10 protein-coding genes are annotated in these 19048 nt (G+C 45.1%); 9 read left to right on the top strand and 1 reads right to left on the bottom strand.

Annotated elements, in window-relative coordinates; translation table 11 throughout:
• Positions 1-371 precede the first annotated feature (371 nt).
• The 9 genes from JO154_RS15990 to JO154_RS15950 are packed head-to-tail and all read left to right on the top strand — an operon-like array spanning position 372 to position 17664.
• The gene (locus JO154_RS15990; RefSeq protein ID WP_291947294.1) at positions 372-3548 is read left to right on the top strand and encodes a TonB-dependent receptor; all 3177 of its coding nucleotides are present in this window, start codon (positions 372-374) and stop codon (positions 3546-3548) included.
• A gap of 30 nt (positions 3549-3578) precedes the next feature.
• On the top strand, positions 3579-5462 hold the full coding sequence (locus JO154_RS15985; RefSeq protein ID WP_291947292.1) for a RagB/SusD family nutrient uptake outer membrane protein: 1884 nt from the start codon (positions 3579-3581) through the stop codon (positions 5460-5462).
• A 1-nt stretch (position 5463) separates the two neighbouring features.
• Positions 5464-7416 carry an NPCBM/NEW2 domain-containing protein gene (locus JO154_RS15980; RefSeq protein WP_291947291.1) on the top strand — a complete coding sequence of 651 codons (1953 nt, stop codon included), beginning with the start codon at positions 5464-5466 and terminating at the stop codon, positions 7414-7416.
• 2 nt (positions 7417-7418) lie between these two features.
• Complete coding sequence (locus JO154_RS15975; RefSeq protein WP_291947289.1) at positions 7419-8249, top strand: alpha/beta hydrolase; 831 nt, start codon at positions 7419-7421, stop codon at positions 8247-8249.
• A gap of 12 nt (positions 8250-8261) precedes the next feature.
• On the top strand, positions 8262-10085 hold the full coding sequence (locus tag JO154_RS15970) for a glycoside hydrolase family 88 protein (protein WP_291947287.1): 1824 nt from the start codon (positions 8262-8264) through the stop codon (positions 10083-10085).
• Positions 10082-11899: a hypothetical protein gene (locus JO154_RS15965; protein WP_291947285.1), complete on the top strand. Its 1818-nt coding sequence runs from the start codon at positions 10082-10084 to the stop codon at positions 11897-11899. Before JO154_RS15970 ends, JO154_RS15965 begins: the two co-directional genes overlap by 4 nt.
• A gap of 7 nt (positions 11900-11906) precedes the next feature.
• The gene (locus JO154_RS15960; protein ID WP_291947283.1) at positions 11907-15539 is read left to right on the top strand and encodes a hypothetical protein; all 3633 of its coding nucleotides are present in this window, start codon (positions 11907-11909) and stop codon (positions 15537-15539) included.
• 8 nt (positions 15540-15547) lie between these two features.
• Entirely contained in the window at positions 15548-16864 is a 1317-nt protein-coding gene (locus JO154_RS15955) for a glycoside hydrolase domain-containing protein (protein ID WP_291947281.1), read from the top strand.
• Positions 16861-17664 (top strand): GDSL-type esterase/lipase family protein, encoded by an 804-nt coding sequence (locus tag JO154_RS15950; protein ID WP_291947279.1) that lies wholly within the window; start codon positions 16861-16863, stop codon positions 17662-17664. The genes JO154_RS15955 and JO154_RS15950 overlap by 4 nt, the downstream gene beginning before the upstream one ends.
• On the opposite strand, the gene JO154_RS15945 is transcribed toward JO154_RS15950, so the two are convergent.
• Positions 17606-18949, bottom strand: a complete 1344-nt coding sequence (locus JO154_RS15945; RefSeq protein WP_291947277.1) for a hypothetical protein — start codon at positions 18947-18949, stop codon at positions 17606-17608. The two genes, JO154_RS15950 and JO154_RS15945, sit on opposite strands and share 59 nt — an antisense overlap.
• Positions 18950-19048: the final 99 nt, after the last annotated feature.

Genomic DNA, 19048 nt, shown 5'->3' with positions numbered 1-19048 from the left:
GTCACCGGAGAATGAATGACCATTACAACCATATATAAATGAAATATGTGTAAATCACCTACTAATATTTTTACCTGAGAAGACCAGCTCCCGCGATAACTTCCTATCTCCCGATCCCTTTCCACCTATTTTTCTGATATTTTTGTTCTTCTGTATTTGATTGATTTTCAATTAAATAAAACTTTGATCGCATTTTGTTTGCACTTTGTACTGGCTTTTTGAGTGATTTAATTTGTATCTCCGTCCATCTCCGTAATATTTTTGGTAGCAACGATTGAGCTTATTTAGTCGCAACTTCTACGTATATGAAAAACATGAATGTGTCCTATTTTATAAGGCGATCACTCCCTTATGGAATTACTTTTCCACGAATGAAAATGCACCGATTGCTATGCATTGTACTTTTCCTGTTGACATCTTTTGCGAGGGCACAGGACCCTCATCCACCGACCACCGTGGTTAAAGGAATGGTTGTTTCTGAACAGAATGAACCAGTTCCCGGCGCCACAGTAGTGGAAGATGGCACCACCAACGGTACCACCACCGATGGTAGTGGCCAGTTTACTATCAAATTAACCAAGGCCTCCGCGAGTTTGACTATCCGCAGTGTTGGATTTACCGACTATAATGTGGCGGTGAGTAAACAAAATGCTGCCCTCAGAATAGTATTAATTTCTTCCTCAAAACAACTGCAAGACGTTGTGGTGATCGGTTATAGCGCGCAGAAGAAAGCGAATCTCTTAGGCGCTGTATCTTCCATCAACACAAAAGATATTTCCAAAATGGCTGTTACCGGGGTGGCCAACATGTTACAAGGTCGTGCGGCGGGTGTACAGGTTACCAACGCCAGCGGCGACCCTCGATCAACTGGTACGGTAGTGATCAGAGGAGTAGGAAATATCCGCGGGATGTCGCCATTATATGTGATTGATGGGGTACCTGCCTTGGGTAATACTGGCTTTGGTATCAATCCCCGTGATATCGAAAATATCCAAGTACTTAGGGATGCCTCTTCCGCAGCGATTTATGGCGCGAGAGCTGCAGGTGGTGTGATTCTTATCACCACTAAAAAAGGCTCCCGGAAAGAAAGAACAAATGTGGATATCTCCCTAAATCAAGGCTTCAGCAATGGCACCTTCATGCCTAAATTACTGGGAACAAAAGATTATAAAAGAGCTTGGTCTGCCATCAATCCCGCGGCTGCCAACTGGGATGAATCTGTAAACACAGATTGGGTAAATTACCTCTATCGCACCGGAAAAGAACAAAACTATAATGTGGCAATTAGTGGTGGTGGCCCTAAACAGAACTATTACATCTCCGCTGGCTATCGTAGGGCCGATGGTATTGTCATTAATTCCTGGTCTGAAAGATATAGCCTGCGTATCAACAGTGATTATGATCTGGGAAAAAGAGTAAAAGTAGGGGAACGTGTGAACCTCTATTCTTATGCGGATAACCCTCCAGTGATCACCGGCAACCAGGCCAATGCTTACGCATTGCCATTCAGGTCATCGCCGATGATGCGACCTAAGAATGCAGACGGTACCTGGGGCGGACTTCCATCTTCCGGTAACTATAACGGCGGTAACTGGGCCGCCTATGTGAATACCACTAATAGAAGATATAATTCCCTCGAAGCAGAAGGCAATCTATACATCGATGTGGAACCCATAAACGGCCTGCATGTACGCGCAACAGGCGGGGGCGACTTCGTTACCAGCATGGCACGTCAGTTTGAGGCGAAATGGTATGTATCCGGTCAATCGAACCAACCACAGGATAATCTCAGAAAGCAAAGTAGCCTCACCATGGCATATGTAGGAAGCATTGTGGCTTCTTATGATAAGAAGATCGGTAATCATGAGTTTAAATTGTTAGCTGGTACGGAAGGAAGAAAATCATCTTCGGATAATCTTTCTGGATCTATCTATGCGGTCAACTCAGCTTATTCTGTACCCGTTATCTCTGATGCGTTCCCGGTTGGCTTCTCTGAGTCTTCCGCGCTGAGTAACGTGCCTGGCAATACCAGCGGACGCTCCTCCGATATGGATTATGGTATCGCCCGCATGCTCAGTTACTTCGGAAAGGTGAACTATGCTTATAAGAATAAATACTTGCTGGAAGCCAATCTGCGTCAGGATATCAGCGACCGCTTTGCGCCTAGCTATCGAAAAGGGAATTTCCCTTCAGCCGCCGCGGGTTGGAGAATCTCAGAAGAAAGTTTCCTGAAAGACAGATTTAGCATTTTATCAGATCTTAAATTAAGAGCGTCTTACGGTAGTTTGGGTAACGATGGCGTAGGTAGCTATGTGTATATCCCATCTCTGGCCAACTACGATAAAACGCAATTCAATGAATTACCTGGAACCGGCGCTGTAAGCGGCTGGGGAATAGGTCGCGTGGCCAATCAGAATATCCACTGGGAAACGGTTACCACCTCCAATGTGGGTATGGACGTGGGTTTACTCAATAATAAATTAACCCTGACCCTGGATTATTATATCCGTGATACAAAAGACATGTTGTATCAACGCAGTCTCCCGCCTAGCGCTGGCATGACTGGTGGTCACTCTGCTTCTGATTCCTATGTATTGGATATGAACCTGGGAAAAATGAGAAACAAAGGGTTTGAATTCACTGTCAACTACCAGGAGAATTTCGGGAAATTGGGTGTTAATATTGGATTTAATGCTGCTTTCAACCGAAATAAAATATTGTCTTTCGGTGGGGAGAGTCTGCCTATTGATGCGGGTACCGCAGGTGAGTACTGGTCTGGTATCGTAACCCGTACGCAACTGAACTCACCTATCTCTCAATTCTATGGCTACAAAACAAAAGGATTGATTCCTGATCAGAAAACCATGGATGAATTGAACGCTAAGGCGCAAGCCGGTGGCAATGCCTACTGGAATGCTGCGGGATCAGGGCCTGGCGATATCTGGTACCAGGACCTGAATGGAGACGGTGTTATCAATGATAAAGACAGAACTATCATCGGGAACCCGCTGCCTAAAATGACTTATGGATTTAACATTGGTCTGACTTATCGCAACTTCGACCTGGCGTGCTTCTTCAATGGCGTATATGGCAATGATGTTTACAATGGAATGGATGGATACTACAACAGTATCTACAACGATTTCAACACCACTGCCAATGTATTCAACAGCTCCTTTATGTACGGCAATGGCCTCACTAATCAACCAAGATGGGGTTATCTCAACAATAATGCCTTCCAGTATGATCCGAATGGTAACTACAAAAAGATCTCGGATTATCACATCCAAAAAGGCTCCTTCCTACGCTTACAGAACTTACAGATTGGCTATAACCTGCCTGAAAAAGTGTTGAGTCGTATCAAAGTAAGACAGCTTAGGGTTTACTACAACGGACAGAACTTATTTGTGATCTCGAAAGTGAAAAATGTAGATCCTGAAGTCGGCTTTTCCGGCGCTAACGGCAGTGCACTCGCGCAAGGAATTATTTCAGCGGAAGTGTATCCGAAAACAAGGATTCATTCCTTCGGTATTGAATTCGGATTCTAATCCCATCTATCAAGCTAAAAATTACGATTCATGAAACGCACCATCATAAAACTTTCCTTCATTCTTGGTTTGGGCATTTCCTTGCTAGGGTGTAAGAAGGATTTTGTAGACGACTCCAAGCCATACAACGTATTGAATCCGGATATTTTCCCGGAGAATATGGCACAGGTAGATTACTTCCTCAATTCTCCTTATGCGAATATTCATAGCGTGGAGCTGTTTGGCCTTACTGGATTAGGAAGATTCTTTTATAATATTGATCACACCGGAGACTTAGCTTGGCTGGGAACCAGCGACTGGAACGAATTACAGGTACTCCACATAAATGCTGCTAATGCATATGCCGGCTCTCAATGGCGGGGATTGTATAGAGGCGTTCAACAGGCCAGAACCTTCATCGACCAGATTGTTCCTAACTATAAACAGAAAAAAGGCAATACTATTTCTGCTGCGGATACCCTTGCCTTAAGGTATAAACTAGGAGAAGCTTACTACCTCCGTGCATGGCATTATTTCTTCCTGATGAATCTCTATGCACAGGAAGTAGTGGTGAAAGGAAATGGAGATAATAAAAATCCTGGTGTTATTCTCTTTACCTCTGATGTGAAAATCGGCGATCGTACGGATGAAATGCGCCCGCGCAGTACGGTGAAGCAATGCTGGGACTACATCATATCCGATCTAAAAAATGCAACCGCATTATTAACCGTTCCCGGCGATGGTACCAAGAAAACATGGATAGGTGTTGACAAAGGCCGTATTGATTATTATGCTGCCGAAGCCTTGCTGGGCCGTTCTCTGATGTATGAAGAGCGCTGGGCTGAAGCGCGGGATGCGTTCTTGGACATTGTGCAAGGCTCCGGCAAATCACTGATGAGCTTCAAGGATTATTACAATATGTGGAATGGTAATCCACAATACGCATACACGGAGAATAATAATACCGAAGCACTGCACCAGATTACTATTGTAAGATCCGGAGATAATGCGATGGCTGGACCTTCCACCGCTTCTGCTGTGGCACTGCTTATTACGCCGTTCTTCGACAATGGTACGCCTGGTGGCGCTACTCCTGGCTATGGCAATATGTATATGCACGATAGAAACCTTGGCCGCTTCGGATTCCCACAGAACTATTACCCTATCATGCAGGGCCTGGGCACTCCTGGCCGTACGGTTGTTTCTTCGTATGTGGATTCCTGTTATCATATGAAAACCCTGAAGCGTTATGATACAGATCCTGATCCTCGTTTGTGGGTATCTGCCTATCAGCCATGGGTAGATACCGTGATGAATGCATCCACCAAAGCCGCCATATTGCCTTATGGTGGCGGTACGGAAACAGAATACCAAATGAATGCTGCACAGGGTAAAGATGTGATCAAACATGGATGGAGTCTGCGCAAATTCAATTTATATGATATGCAGGCCAGCCAGAACCCACGCATGCACGGCGCTGATTTTTATTTCACCCGCTTGCCGGAAGTATACCTGAATTTGGCGGAATGCTATTGGAAACTGAGTGGTAATGATAATGATGCACAAGCACTGGATTACATCAATAGAGTACATCGTCGGGCATGGGATAATCCGAGTCAGTTTGTGGATTATAATGTGATTGCTTCCGGTACTAAGATCACGAAAGCCGCGCTGCATCCCAATAGTGCTGATCCAGGATTCCAGGACCAACTGTCCTTAAATGCACTGTATTATGAAACATGGGCAGAAACATTTGGGGAAGCAAAATGGTGGTTTAATGTGAGACGCTGGTCCCTCGGGCCTAATGAGGCAAAAGTATATGAAAAAAGCAGGGCTGGTGCCATCACTTGGAATACCGATAACCAGTATGCGCTGCCGATCTATCAGACAGAATTAGACAGGAATATCAATTGTCAGCAGAATAAAGGCTATTAGTATGCGAATGATGATGGGGGCCATTCTCCTGCTGCTTTTTTCGGGATTTAAACCTGCTACCCACGTGGTATGGCTGGATCAATTGGATTTAACGAATGTGGATCAGTCGGCAGGCAAAGCTTTGGCCAATCAGTCGATGTGGAAAACGCCGCTGTTGATTGCTGGAACGCATTTCGACAGGGGAGTGGGCACTCATGCCGAAAGTGTCTTCAGGATTGCCCTTGACGGAAGCGCCATTGCTTTCAAAGCCCGCGTTGGCCTGGACGATTCACCGCCAGAACACGAATCCAGGCAGGCGAGTGCTGAATTTATTGTAATGGGAGATGGCCAGGTTCTCTGGCGGAGTGGTATCATGCATGCAAAGGACACGGCCAAACCATTGGCCGTGTCAACGAAAGGAATCAAATCACTGGTGTTATATGTAGATCATACTGGCGATGGCACTGTAGGAGATCGTGCTGACTGGGTAGATGCCTACTTTGAAGTAGCAGGCGCTGATCCTATATCCATCCAGCGGCCAAAAGAACAAGCATATATCACTACGCCGCTTCCGTCAAAAAATCCTGTTATCCATGCGCCTTATGTATACGGCGCACGTGCAGGCAATCCTTTCCTGTTTACAGTTCCTGTATCAGGTGAACATCCTGTATCTATAAAGGCGGTGGGGCTTCCCGAAGGACTGGCACTCAATTCCAAAACAGGAATCATCACCGGCAAAGCGGCCAAGAACGGCACTTACAAGGTGGTGGTTACAGCACAAAACAGTTATGGTGCTGATACGAAAGAACTGGAAATAGTTATCGGTGAGAAAATAGCCCTCACTCCGCCAATGGGTTGGAATAGCTGGAATGTATTTGGCGCTAATATCAACGACCAGAAAATAAGAGATATGGCGGATGCCATGGTCAACCTAGGATTGCTCCAGTATGGATACGCTTACATCAACATCGACGATGGATGGCAGGGTCAACGTGGCGGGAAATTCAATGCCATTATGCCTAATGCCAATTTCCCCGACATGAAAGCACTCGTGGAATATGTGCATAGCAAAGGAATTAAAATTGGTATCTATTCTTCGCCTTGGGTGCAGACTTACGCCGGTTTTATTGGTGGTGGCGCTGATACCCGCGATGGGAAAGTAATCAACTCTTCCCGTAGATATGGCGCATTCTCTTTTGTGAAAAATGATGTGCAACAATGGGCGGAATGGGGCTTTGATTATGTGAAATACGATTGGGTAACCAATGATATTGCACATACCGCAGAACTCACTTATCTTCTGCGTCAATCCGGAAGAGATATGGTGTACAGCATTTCCAATGCGGCTCCTTTTGAACTGGCGGAAGACTGGAGTCGCCTAACCAATTCCTGGCGCACTACCGGCGATATACACGATTCCTGGTGCAGTATGACCACTATCGGATTTATGCAAGATAAATGGCAGCCATATGGACAGCCAGGCAGTTGGAACGATCCAGATATGTTGGTAGTCGGGAAAGTGGGCTGGGGAAAAGATATTCATCCCACGCATCTCTCGCCAGACGAACAGTATACCCATGTTACTCTTTGGAGCATATTGGCCGCGCCCTTATTGATTGGGTGCGATTTAAAACAGGTGGATTCCTTCACCTTGCGCCTATTGACCAATCAAGAAGTAATTGCAGTTGACCAAGATCCAGCAGGCATACAAGGGAAAAGAATCATCGCCGACCGCACTAAAAAAACAGAAATATGGGCTAGGCCATTACAAGACGGCTCCATCGCAGTTGGACTATTTAATTTATCAGACAACAAGCAGGAACTCTCTATTCAATGGGATCAACTCGGTGTAAAAGGATCACAACACATTCGCGACTTATGGCGACAAAAGGAACTAGGAGTGGCCAACAATAGCTATTCCGCCCAGGTGCCTCCACATGGCGTATTATTTTTGAAAATGAAAGCAGCAAATTAAAGATGAAAACCATTATCCATATAAAGACCATCCTATTGTTATTGCTGGTGGCTATCAATATTAAACCTGCATCTGCGCAACAGCATCTGGAACTTCCACTCTGGCCTGAAAAAGCCGGAGTGGAAGATTATAGCGATGCCTCCGTTCAGGTGTTTCTCCCGGAGAAAGGGAATGGAATGGCTGTGGTGGCCTGTCCGGGAGGAGGCTATGCTTATTTGGCGTTGGAAAAAGAAGGGACTAAGTTCGCCTCTTTCTTCAATGAACAGGGCATTGCGTTGATTGTATTGAAATACCGCTTGCCTAAAGGGCGCGCTGCGGTACCACTTGCTGATGCGAAAAAAGCCATGCAGTTGGTCAGAGAACATGCCACGGAATGGCATATAAACCCATCCAAATTGGGTATCATGGGTTCTTCTGCAGGCGGACATCTGGCTGCAACGTTATCCACACATACCACTGGCGCAGAAAAACCAGCCTTCCAGATTTTGCTATATCCTGTTATCACTATGGATGCGGCGCTTACGCATGAAGGTTCCCGGAAATGTTTATTAGGGGAAAAGCCGGGTCGTAAATTAGTAGGTGAGTATTGTAACGAGAGACACGTGTCTCCCGAAACACCACCCGCCTTTATAGCTGTAAGTGATGATGATAAAACAGTGTCGTCTCTCAACAGCATCTGCTACTACAAAGCATTGCATGAAAATAAGGTTCCCGCCGAAATGCACATCTATCCAAAAGGCAACCATGGCTGGGCTTTGAACGACAATTTTATCTACAAGAGCGACTGGACGGCAGCCCTGAGAAAATGGCTGTTGGCCTTATCTGGAAACTAGATCCACATAGTAATGATGAAGAAATATATTACCACGTTATTGTTTGTTCTTTTGGCGATACTCAGTAGCAAGGCACAACAGGTAAACGAAAACCCACCGCCCGTTGAAAAAATAAAAAAGATAGGCGACAAACTAATACGGGAAACTCCTTTCGCTTATCAACTGATATTACCAGCGCGTAATCCACGATTTAATGGCCTTTCCTTTGTTGATTTCGGACAAACATTTGGCAAAGGAAAGGCAGCAGTGGCTTATGCTTACACACAATTGACCGTTGGGAGAGACACGACTTTTACCATTGAAATAGCACATAATGATGCGTGCAAAATATGGTGTAATGGCAACTTGGTCTATGAAAAAAATGGAGACACTCATATTGCTATTGTACGAGATGAAAGGAGTATGACCATGTCGGACTCCTTTCGGGTACCATTAAAAAAAGGGAATAACGACCTGCTAATAAAATCGTCTACTAGTGGAAAAGAGTGGTGTGTTTTCTTACAACCACCCAGTGAACATGATGCCGTATTGAATGGCCCACGGAATTATGCAGCCATCGGATTAAGTCATGTGAAAAATGTGGATAGCAGTGTAGCTAATTTGAGCAACTGGCTTATCTGTGGCCCCTTTGCACCGGAAATCAATACCCCACATGCACCCGAAAATGAATTCCGATTTGGCGCGATGTATCCGGGATTGGCCACCTCTGTAACATGGACAGTTCCTAAACCGGAAGTCCTGGGAGATGTAATCGGCGCCAAAGCATGGGGTACTACTTATCAGTGGAATTATCATAATGGTGGCGTAGCCTGGGCCATGGAGCAATTGAGCGAACTGACGGGAACACCACAATACAATCAATGGGCGGTGAATTTCTGCGATTTCCAAATGGAAGGAATGCCATTTGTGGATTACCAGGTAAATGGGCTCAGGGCTTATAATTCAGCCAATGCTATGGTGATCAATTCCAGGCTGTTGGATTTTACTTTGGCGCCTTCTATTCCGTTGATTTATCGCTTGCGTAAAGCCAAAGATTTTAAAAACGAAGCTATCTATAAAGCCTACATCGATAAAATGATGCACTATGCAAAAGTAGGACAGATAAGGAGTCCGGGTTATACGAACTATACTCGTACCACACCGGAGGAATACACGGTTTGGGTGGATGATATGTTTATGGGGATTCCTTTCCTAATGCAGGCAGGGCTGTATACCACTGACCCACCAGAACGAGAATTATTCTTTGATGATGCCGCCAATCAATTGCTAGATTTTACGAAACATGTATGGGATAAGGATGCGCAGCTTTTTATGCATGCGAACTATTCCCGTCGCCCACAGGTGAAACTGCCTTATTGGTCGCGGGCCAATGGCTGGGCTATCTGGGCCATGACGGAGGTATTGATGGCATTACCACAGGATCATCCAAAATATAAAACCATTCTGCGCCTATATCAGGATTTCTGTAATTCATTAATCCGGTATCAAAGTAAAGAGGGGTATTGGCATAATGTCATCACTCGAAACGACTCTCCCGTAGAGGTTTCTGGCACCGCCATATTCACCATGGCAATGGCCAGAGGCGTGCGATTAGGATGGCTGAACAAGAAAAAGTTTACACCGGTAGTAACAGATGGCTGGAAGGCCATCGCGTCTGAAATTGAGGAAGACGGCACCGTACATAAGATCTGCGTAGGCACCATGTGCTCTGAAGACGTGAACTATTACATGAACCGGCCTTTCTATGATAATGATACTCATGGATCTTTTGCCGTCATCTTTGCTGGCATAGAGGTACAGAAAATGTTGGATCAGCAAAAAAATGGGAAAAAATGAAAAAGTCAATTGCGCTGATCATTGCGTCTGCATGGCTTTTGGGCGGATGTGCTTATCATAGCAGCGATATCCGTACCCATACTGAACGCTTGACGCAGGAAGAGATCGGCCTACTGAAAAAAGAGTTGCATACCAGTGCGGAGCAATATGATGCCGGCCAACATATGATATGGTCCGTTACGAAGGAAAAACACTATCACAGCGATCTGGATAGTGGCGTCAGCGTGCATGATACGCGCAGTTCCATTCAATATGCAGCCGCTTTATTTCATACCGGCGATACTGCAGATATACAGCGCGGCATTGCTATCGTGAAAGCAATACTGCCATTGCAAGAAAAAGATACCAGTAAGGCATATTGCGGCGTTTGGCCTTATTATCCAGAGGATCCGTTGAAAGGTCGGAAGGCGCCAGTGGATTATAACTGGGCCGATTTTATGTCAGTGTCCTTGATTGATATTGTACTCAATGGTTCCTCGCATCTGGATGAAAACCTAAAATCCCAGATAAAAGAAGCGCTTATCCTCGCTGCGCGTTCCATTATGAAACGCAATGTGAAGGCGGATTACACCAATATCTGCATCATGGGAACGTACGTCTGTTACGTAGTGGGACGTTTATATGGGCAGCCTGGTATCAGTAACTATGGCCAGCATAAATTGGCTTACTTCCACGACTATACGAAAAATAGTAAAGGTTTTACGGAATATAACAGTCCCACCTATACGATTGTGGCCATGAATGAGCTGTTGCGCATGAAACAGACCATTATCAATCCTACAGATAAAAAAATGGTAGATGAGTTGTATGCGTTGTGCTGGCGTATGATTGCACGTCATTTTCATACGGGTTCAGGACAATGGTGCGGACCCAATCTGAGAGCCTATAATGACCTATTAACCCCTGAGCTTAAACAGTTATTTTTCTATGCCTCAAAAGGAAAGGTGCATCTTCCCGGAGATTATCCAAGAGAGGCGCGGGTACTGGAACCGCATGAAATCCCTACTGCACTTATTCCCGCTTTCCTGCACCAGGATTTACCACGTATTGCAGTGGATACCTTTATGGTAGGGGCATTTCAATTGCGCAATACAGATGGCGTCCTGAAGGCGAAAGATATTGTGGGTAAATTATATGTACATCCTCAGTATGCCCTTGCTTCCGTGAATCAGGGGTATTTATGGAATCAGTGTCGGCCGCTGATAGCGGATTGGGGAACACCGGAAAAACCTGCTTACCTGCGGGTGCGCTTCCTCCATGACAGCTACGATTTCGCTGCGGTACATATCAAAAATGTGCAGGATTCTTCTACTGTATTATCTATTCTGAATATCGCTTACAACGGTGGGGATAAACACCCCACCATTGATAAAATAAAAGACAGCACGATTACCGCTAATGATTTGCGCTTAAGGATCGAAACTGGCGGTGATGTGGACGTGTCTTCCTTTACTATCTCTGGAAAAAATGAATTGGTGTTTACATCCGGTGCGGTGCGAATGCTGATTCGCGTGCCCTATTGCAATTGGGACGGCATGCAAGGACACTGGGAAACTGGTGGGGCTGGCAATAAAAAATGGGCCGATTATATCATCCACTCTGGCAGTAAAAAGGAATTTAACCTTGCTGCCATGAAAGAAGCCGTGATAGGGCTTTCCTTGATAGTGCAGCCTGGAGTAGAAGAACCGAAAATCGCCGTAAAAACAGAGGATAAGTATCTCCGTTTATCTATGAAAGGCATGTCTGTACAGGCTTTGAAGAAACCCGACGATGAATTCAGGATTAAAAACGATTTCGAAACAGATTCAAAATAATTTTGCCGTGAGACTTTTTATACTGGGAACCATATTGCTGGCTATTGTACAGTCGGCGCAATGCCAAATGAAAGACCCACAGGACTGGGTAAGTTATGAAGAGGTGTTGGGCGTAAAGAACGGATTAAGAAGTTATGATTTTGATGTAAACCTGATAGAATCGTCCGCACCGGCCAATGTATTCTGGCCAGGGGATGCTATCCGGCTGAAATTCCAGTTATTGAATAACACCAATCATGCGATGGATGTAGATGCCAAAGCATATGTTATTCGTTATGGCACCAAAGGCATACCCAATGATATCTGGTTGCCGCAGATGGTGAAAATGGATTACGAAAAGGTCATCCCTGTAAAGCTAAATATGGCACCCAATGGTTGGGCCAATGCGAGTATTACTATTGATGATATTACCGCATATGGTGGTTATGCCGTTGTATTTGATCTGGGGAAAAACGGACGCAGACTGGGCACCAGCTTTGTATACAGCATGCAGCCTTCTCCTGTGAAGATGCAGTATCCGAAGCAATCACTGGACTACCTAGGGGTTGATTTTCTACGTCGTATGGGGGTCCAGGCGATTCGTTATGGCATTCCGTACATCGCCACTACTAATCCTGGTTACCAGGCACATATGCAGGAGTTGAAGCGCTTGATGAAAAACTTCCAAGATAATAATATCACGGTGATGTTGATGTTTGGCGAGGGGCAAACTGCACAGTCGATGCCGCTGGGCATCAGTAGGCCACACTTGGATAGCAGTGGAAAAATGCTGCGCACCAAGCAGGACTTAGCCTGGATGCCAGACATGGATGAAGATTTCAAAAAGTATGTAAAAGAGTTGTGTTTGGAATTTGGCTGGCCTAAAGGACCGATTACTTCGGTATGCTTGTGGAATGAGCCTTGGGAGGGATCGTCGATTTCTGGTTGGCAGGCAGATATGATTCGCTATCGCGAGATATATACCAAAATGGCGGAAGCCGTACTGGAAGCCCGGAAAGAAGACCGAGACGTACTGGTAGGCGGCGGCGATTCCAACTCCAATGCCATGGATAAGTTTTTTGCCGATGGTACCCAAAAGATGCTGCCGATATTCGATTTCCTGTCTATTCACTACCAGGGAATGGAATCGCCGGTATTGTACCCTGAATTTAACCACCGGAAAGATTATAAAGGTCGCGTGAAAATCTGGGATACGGAGAGCTGGGTAGGTAATACCGATGACCGTATTGGGTTGGTAGTAGCAGCGAACCGTTCTGCTGGATATGACCGATCTATGGGTGTTTACGGAGGATATATGTATTCGGGAGACCCGCATCGCTCTGTCCAAACGCTGTCCCTCCGAACAAAGAATGGGCTGGAAACGGTTCCTAAACTGCATAATACCTGGTCTACTGCCGCCGCGATGGGCGCAGTACAAAGCTTTATCGGGGAACGTGATTTTAATCGGCTATTGTTTACAAATGGCCTTCCTTGGGTGATGGTCTTTGATGGCTATAATAAGAACAAAGAGGATGGTAGTATCGTGATTACTGGGGATCTTGGAGAAGCCTTCGGTGCTACACATATTTTGTTCCGGAATGTGCGGAGCCTGACAGAAGCCAAGAAAAGACAGGAATTGTACAAAAAATTAAACGCTACCACGGACAAGGATACACGAAAAAAAATAACAGATGAGCTTTCTCAGTATTATCCTATCACAGATGGAAAGATGATCATCAAGGCAGATTCGGCTTTCTTACTGTATGATTTTTACGGCAATAAAATTGCGCCGCAAAATGGTGTATTCACGATTCCTTTGAATTACCAAGGGTACTTTTTGCGGGTAAATGGCGCCAGTGGCGGATTTGATAAATTAGTAGCTGCTGTTGGTAAGGCGAGGATAGAAGGGTATGAGCCACTGGAGATCATTGCAAAAGATTTCACTGCTCCTATTGCCGCCAAACCCGCGATAGAACTACAGGTAACGAATGTATTAAATCGTGCGGTGAGTGGTAAACTGGTGGCCACAGTAGGTGACTTACAACTTACTTATCCACAAACAGTTTCATTTAAACCCCATGAAACTAAAACCGTATTGGTGAAAGTGAAAAATGGAGCTGCCAACAAAGAAAATAGTTATCCGTTGCATGTGCATTTCGATGCAGGAAAGGATGGTTTTGCAGAGCATTATGAGGAGATGCATGTCAACTATATTGCAAAGAAAACTATCCAAGTGGATGGGGATCTTGGCGATTGGGCAGGGTGCATTCCGCAGACCATAAAAGGATCTTCCAAAGCCAGCATTTCCTTAACAGAAGCCGCTTGGCATCCATATGAAAATTTCGATACCGTTTCCGACGGACTGGCCAATACCTATATGGCCTACGATGATCAGTATTTTTATTTTGCCGCAAAAGTAGCCGATAAAACCCCGAATAAAGGAGCGCCCAGATTTGAAACCCGCGATGAAGATCAACACTTTTATCCAGATACTGCCTACATGCAAACGCAGTATGCGATGGAATCAGTACTCATCCAGCAGCCCGTTTCAGCTACCGATAAAGCCGCGCTGCAACTGCCTACCGGCGGACGTGTGATGAACTACTTTGAGAACTCCGCCACCACCCGATCTATTGGCATGGACATCGATTTACCGCTGGACAAGTATACACGTACTGCCTTGTATTTCCCTGGCATCAATCAGCGAAATGTGACCGTCACTGTATACGACAGAGAGAGCGGGAAGGAATTAATGACCACCAATATTGAGAACTGTTGGAACGGCGCCTATTTAAACCTGGAACTCGCTGGGAAGCTGCGTATTCGTTGCTCCGCCATTAGCTGGGATAGTTGGAGAAATACCACCAAACTGGCAGGTATTTTCTTTGATCCTGCTGATAAGGTAATGAGTAACAATAACAGAAATGCGGCAGCCGCCTTGGTTACAAAAGATTTTGATACCCAAGGTAATTGGATGGGGGTATATGGTAAATCCGGTTATTACTTAGTAGGAGCGCAACATGCATTGGCTGCAAATATACAATGCGCGCCGGTTTCCCAGAATGACCTGGTGCCTTTGGTTTGGCCAAGTGGCGTAAGAAGATTTTCTTATCGTAAAACAGGCACCTTGCCCGATGGCATGACCGGAGAGAAATTTGATAATATCTTGATTGCATTCAACGTACTCCCTATTGGAGAAGATGGCATGGAAGCGGCTCCCAAGGGGACCATGCCTCGTTATACGGGTTATAAGTGCACCGATTATGAATATGCGTTGAATACAGTGGCCGATGAATATGGAGGAGGTTTTGAGATATGGAGACTCCTAGTACCCGGAATGCCACGCAAACACTTTTTCCCGCGTCAGCCTAAATCCCCTTTCGACGGCCCTGTTAAAAACGGAAAACTGGTGACAATACGTAAAGGCAATACCCTGTTTACGGAATGTGCCATCCCATGGAGTGAAATCCCAGATGTGAAGCGGGTGATAGACAGTGGCGGAAAAGTGAAATTTTCTGTAAGAGTGAACGATGATACCGCCGGAGCCGCTTGTATGGAGCTTGCCCGCGACCGCAGTGTGTCCAAAATAAACGCCAGGGCTTTCCATCCGGATTGGAAAGAGCACTGGGCCAATGAAGTGGAATTCGGAGTGGAAAAATAATGTTACCCATGGCCAGATATTTAGTTTTGCTTTTGTGGATCTCCTTCCTGGTGGGATGTAGCGGATCAGAGAATAATCAACAAACCAGTGTGGATGTGCTGGGCTTTGTTAATCCATTTATTGGCACTGGTAATCATGGCCATACATTTCCTGGAGCAGCTTATCCATCTGGTATGGTGCAATTAAGTCCTCATACAGGTGTGGATACATGTGCAGGCTATCATTACCAGGATAGTACCATCACTGGATTTTCTCATGTGCAACTTTCCACACCAGGAAACCCGGATGTAATACTGATGCCTACTGTTGGTAAGGCCACTGGAGCGGATTCCCGCTCCAGGTTTTCGCATGATGAAGAACTCGCATCGCCGGGGTATTATAAAGTGAAGTTGAAGGACTTTGACATCATGGCCGAACTAACAGTCGCGCAACATTGCGGAATGCACCGGTATACGTTTCCGGCTAGTAAGGAATCGCATATTGTAGTGAACTTTACTCAGCCAGGAGGCCGTAATGCTTTACAGGTGAAGGATAGCTGTACGATAACAGGAAGGAGTTCAATTGGGGATAATGCGGAGATGTACTTTGTAATTAAAGTATCTAAACCTTTTCGAGCAGTTATTTCCGCGGAGCAACAGTCGAATGCTATCCTGCATTTTGAAACCTCCGACAATGAAATGGTATTGGTAAAAGTGGGCATATCGCCGGCTAGTGTACAACAGGCGCAGGAAAACCTTTCTGCCGAAATTCCGGATTGGGATTTTAACGAGGTACTTACCCAGGCGCAACTAAAATGGGAGCAGGAATTGTCTGGAATGAATGTTGTCGCGCCAGCTAAAACCAAAATTATTTTCTATACGGCCCTGTATCATAGCCTGATTACCCCATGCAGGGTTTCGGCGCAGCATGATTTTTCATTTACTACCCACGCATCTCTCGATAGCATCACGTCTTTATACACGGATCAACCAGATGGATTGCCAGGAGATGATGACTGTGGACAACTATCATCCTGGTATCTATATAGTGCCATAGGATTATACCTGGTTAATCCGGCTGAAGGCATGTATTTATTGGGAAAGCCTTCGGTCTCTGCTGCATCTGTTAATGTACAGAACCGAAAATTCACCATGAAAGCGACTAATTTGAGTGATAAAAATATATATGTGCAGGCGGTAAAGCTGAATGGAAAGGATTATAATAAATTGTACATTACCAATAAGGATATCATGGAAGGCGGCAGTATTGAGTTTAGTATGGGGCCAACGCCCGGTGTGTTTGAACGGGCAGTACCACCATCTTCACAAAAAGGGATACAGTTATGAAGATTTTAAATACAGTTGCCGCAATGATGGTATTTGTTGCTGGCGCCAGCAACGTTTCAGCGCAGCAATCGCCAGCAAAATGTAATATTGTTTTTGTTGGGAATAGCATTACTTATGGTGCTAACTTGAAATCCAGGGAAGTAGAATGTCCGCCATATCAGGCGGTAAAACTATTACAGGAAAAAGGCTATGCCATTAGATATGCCAATTGTGGCCACAGTGGCAGCACAACGGTAGATTTCTTGCCGAGTGCTCAAAAGCTGTTCACAAAAATATTACAAGCTGCTGATACGCTTTATGATGCAAAAGTGGGACTGATCTTTTCGATTACCCTCGGCACGAACGATAGCGCCATCGAAGGCCCAACAGGAGCGCCGGTTTCAGCGGAAGACTATAAAAAGAACCTACAGATTATCATCGACAGTTTACATAGAAAATATCCACAGAGTATTTTTGTTTTGCATCGGCCTATCTGGTATAGTCCTAATACCTATAACAGTTCGAAGTATTTGGCAGAAGGGTTAAATCGCCTGCAAACCTATACGCCGGCCTTAGATGGATTGGTAAAAGCTCATCCAGACTATATCTTTAAAGGAGACCGGAATGCTTTTGCCTTTTTTAAGAAAAAGCCGGAACTATATTTCACTGCGGAACAGGGAAATGCAGGCATCTTTTTCTTGCATCCCAATGCGTTGGGCGCAGCGCAACTAGGAAGGTTTTGGGCGGAAAATTTACAACCTGTTATTCAGGCACTTTATCGAAATTCTCCTCGTATACCACCTGCCCGTCGAGTTTATTGAGTTTTACATAGTCTACTGCACCACAACCTTTAAATCGTAGGATCAATTCATTGGCTGGGCCTATGGGTTTTGTGTAATCTATATTGTAGATTTTTTGTCCGTCGAGGTAGAAGGTAGATTTTTTGTTTTCCACTTTGATGGCCATGACATGCCAGGAGGATGCATCAAAGTGGAATTTGCTCATATTGTATTCATCTCCTTTGATGCTTTTTTCTCCGCTAATAAACTTGATATAGGCATAGCCTGCCTCGTTTAAAGCAAAGCCGTGCATGCCGGTATCGGAGAGAATGTACATCATCACATCAGAACGCGGTATGGCGAAGTCTTTGGCCGAATTGCGGACCCTCGCTTCCAACCTAAAGTTATCCCCATCCACTAATTTTTCCTTGTAGTAAACATAACTCACAAACAAGTGACCAGGGCGGGCCTCCGGTACTACGCTATCCAAAGGAAGGCTCACATATCCTTCCTGGTGGAAGCCTTGGCTAATAGGTAGCGTTCTGAAAATACCTTTTCGTTCATTGCGCGTATAGATAGACCAGCCTAGTTTGCGGTTTTCTATGGTAATGGATTTTATAGTACGGCCATTGTATTGCAGATGACAGAAGCCGTCGCCTTCATAAATGTAAGTGGCATTTACTTTTCCGATGTTTCTAGTAAGGTGTTTTTCGGAGGTATCGCCGTTGGCTTCCTCATATACTAATTTGATATCTTTTAGCAGAGAAGAGGGAATACTATATGAAAAGCTGACCGTTAAAGGGTTTGCGCCTTTAGGATTAGAGACGGAAAATTCAATTTTAGAGAGCAGGTAATCCGTGTACAGTTCTTTGATTTTTAGTATGTACAGGAGATACGAGCAAACGATTAATAACAATGCCGTTAGTAGGTAGATATAGATGCGATTGGACTTTTGAGCCTTAGCAGGCGCTGGCGCACTAGGTATTTCCTTTGGTACGTCTTCTAGATCGTCTTCGGCTGTTTCAGCAGTAGGATGGGTGGCTTCTACGATGCGGGTTTTTTTAATGACAAAATCAGTATAGCCGGTATAGCCCAGGAATCGGCAGAGGGCATCTCTCGTAGCCAGTTGTGGGTTGCCGGTGCGTTGTTGAAAGAATCTTTTAAGGGTGTTGGCATTTACGGTAATATCTGTAGCGTCCAAGATCATATTCTCCAGTGTTTTGAATTGATCCAGGTCCCAGGATTCCGGCGGGCCCCAAGCAGCAAAACGGGTAGTGTATTCGCTGATGATTTCCTTTATATATCGTCTGTCCCTTACTTCATCCATATAATGTCTACAAAGATAATTTTGGCTAATAAATGATACTGGTGCTATTCTTACGGGAATATTACAACAATTTCCCGCAGCTTCCGTGAAATTTAATAT

Origin of the sequence: Chitinophaga sp., from assembly GCF_019236475.1 — a bacterium.
Lineage (GTDB): Bacteria > Bacteroidota > Bacteroidia > Chitinophagales > Chitinophagaceae > Chitinophaga.
Note: the sequence above shows the minus strand (reverse complement) of the source record. Positions and strands in the feature narration are given on the sequence as shown.

What these genes read in the sequence shown, in the direction of transcription:
- JO154_RS15980 (WP_291947291.1), top strand. Translation starts at nt 5,464, where the DNA reads ATGCGAATGATGATGGGGGCCATTCTCCTGCTGCTTTTTTCGGGATTT.
- JO154_RS15970 (WP_291947287.1), top strand. Translation starts at nt 8,262, where the DNA reads ATGATGAAGAAATATATTACCACGTTATTGTTTGTTCTTTTGGCGATA.
- JO154_RS15950 (WP_291947279.1), top strand. Translation starts at nt 16,861, where the DNA reads ATGAAGATTTTAAATACAGTTGCCGCAATGATGGTATTTGTTGCTGGC.
- JO154_RS15945 (WP_291947277.1), bottom strand. Translation starts at nt 18,949, where the DNA reads ATGGATGAAGTAAGGGACAGACGATATATAAAGGAAATCATCAGCGAA.
- JO154_RS15955 (WP_291947281.1), top strand. Translation starts at nt 15,548, where the DNA reads ATGGCCAGATATTTAGTTTTGCTTTTGTGGATCTCCTTCCTGGTGGGA.
- JO154_RS15990 (WP_291947294.1), top strand. Translation starts at nt 372, where the DNA reads ATGAAAATGCACCGATTGCTATGCATTGTACTTTTCCTGTTGACATCT.
- JO154_RS15965 (WP_291947285.1), top strand. Translation starts at nt 10,082, where the DNA reads ATGAAAAAGTCAATTGCGCTGATCATTGCGTCTGCATGGCTTTTGGGC.
- JO154_RS15985 (WP_291947292.1), top strand. Translation starts at nt 3,579, where the DNA reads ATGAAACGCACCATCATAAAACTTTCCTTCATTCTTGGTTTGGGCATT.
- JO154_RS15975 (WP_291947289.1), top strand. Translation starts at nt 7,419, where the DNA reads ATGAAAACCATTATCCATATAAAGACCATCCTATTGTTATTGCTGGTG.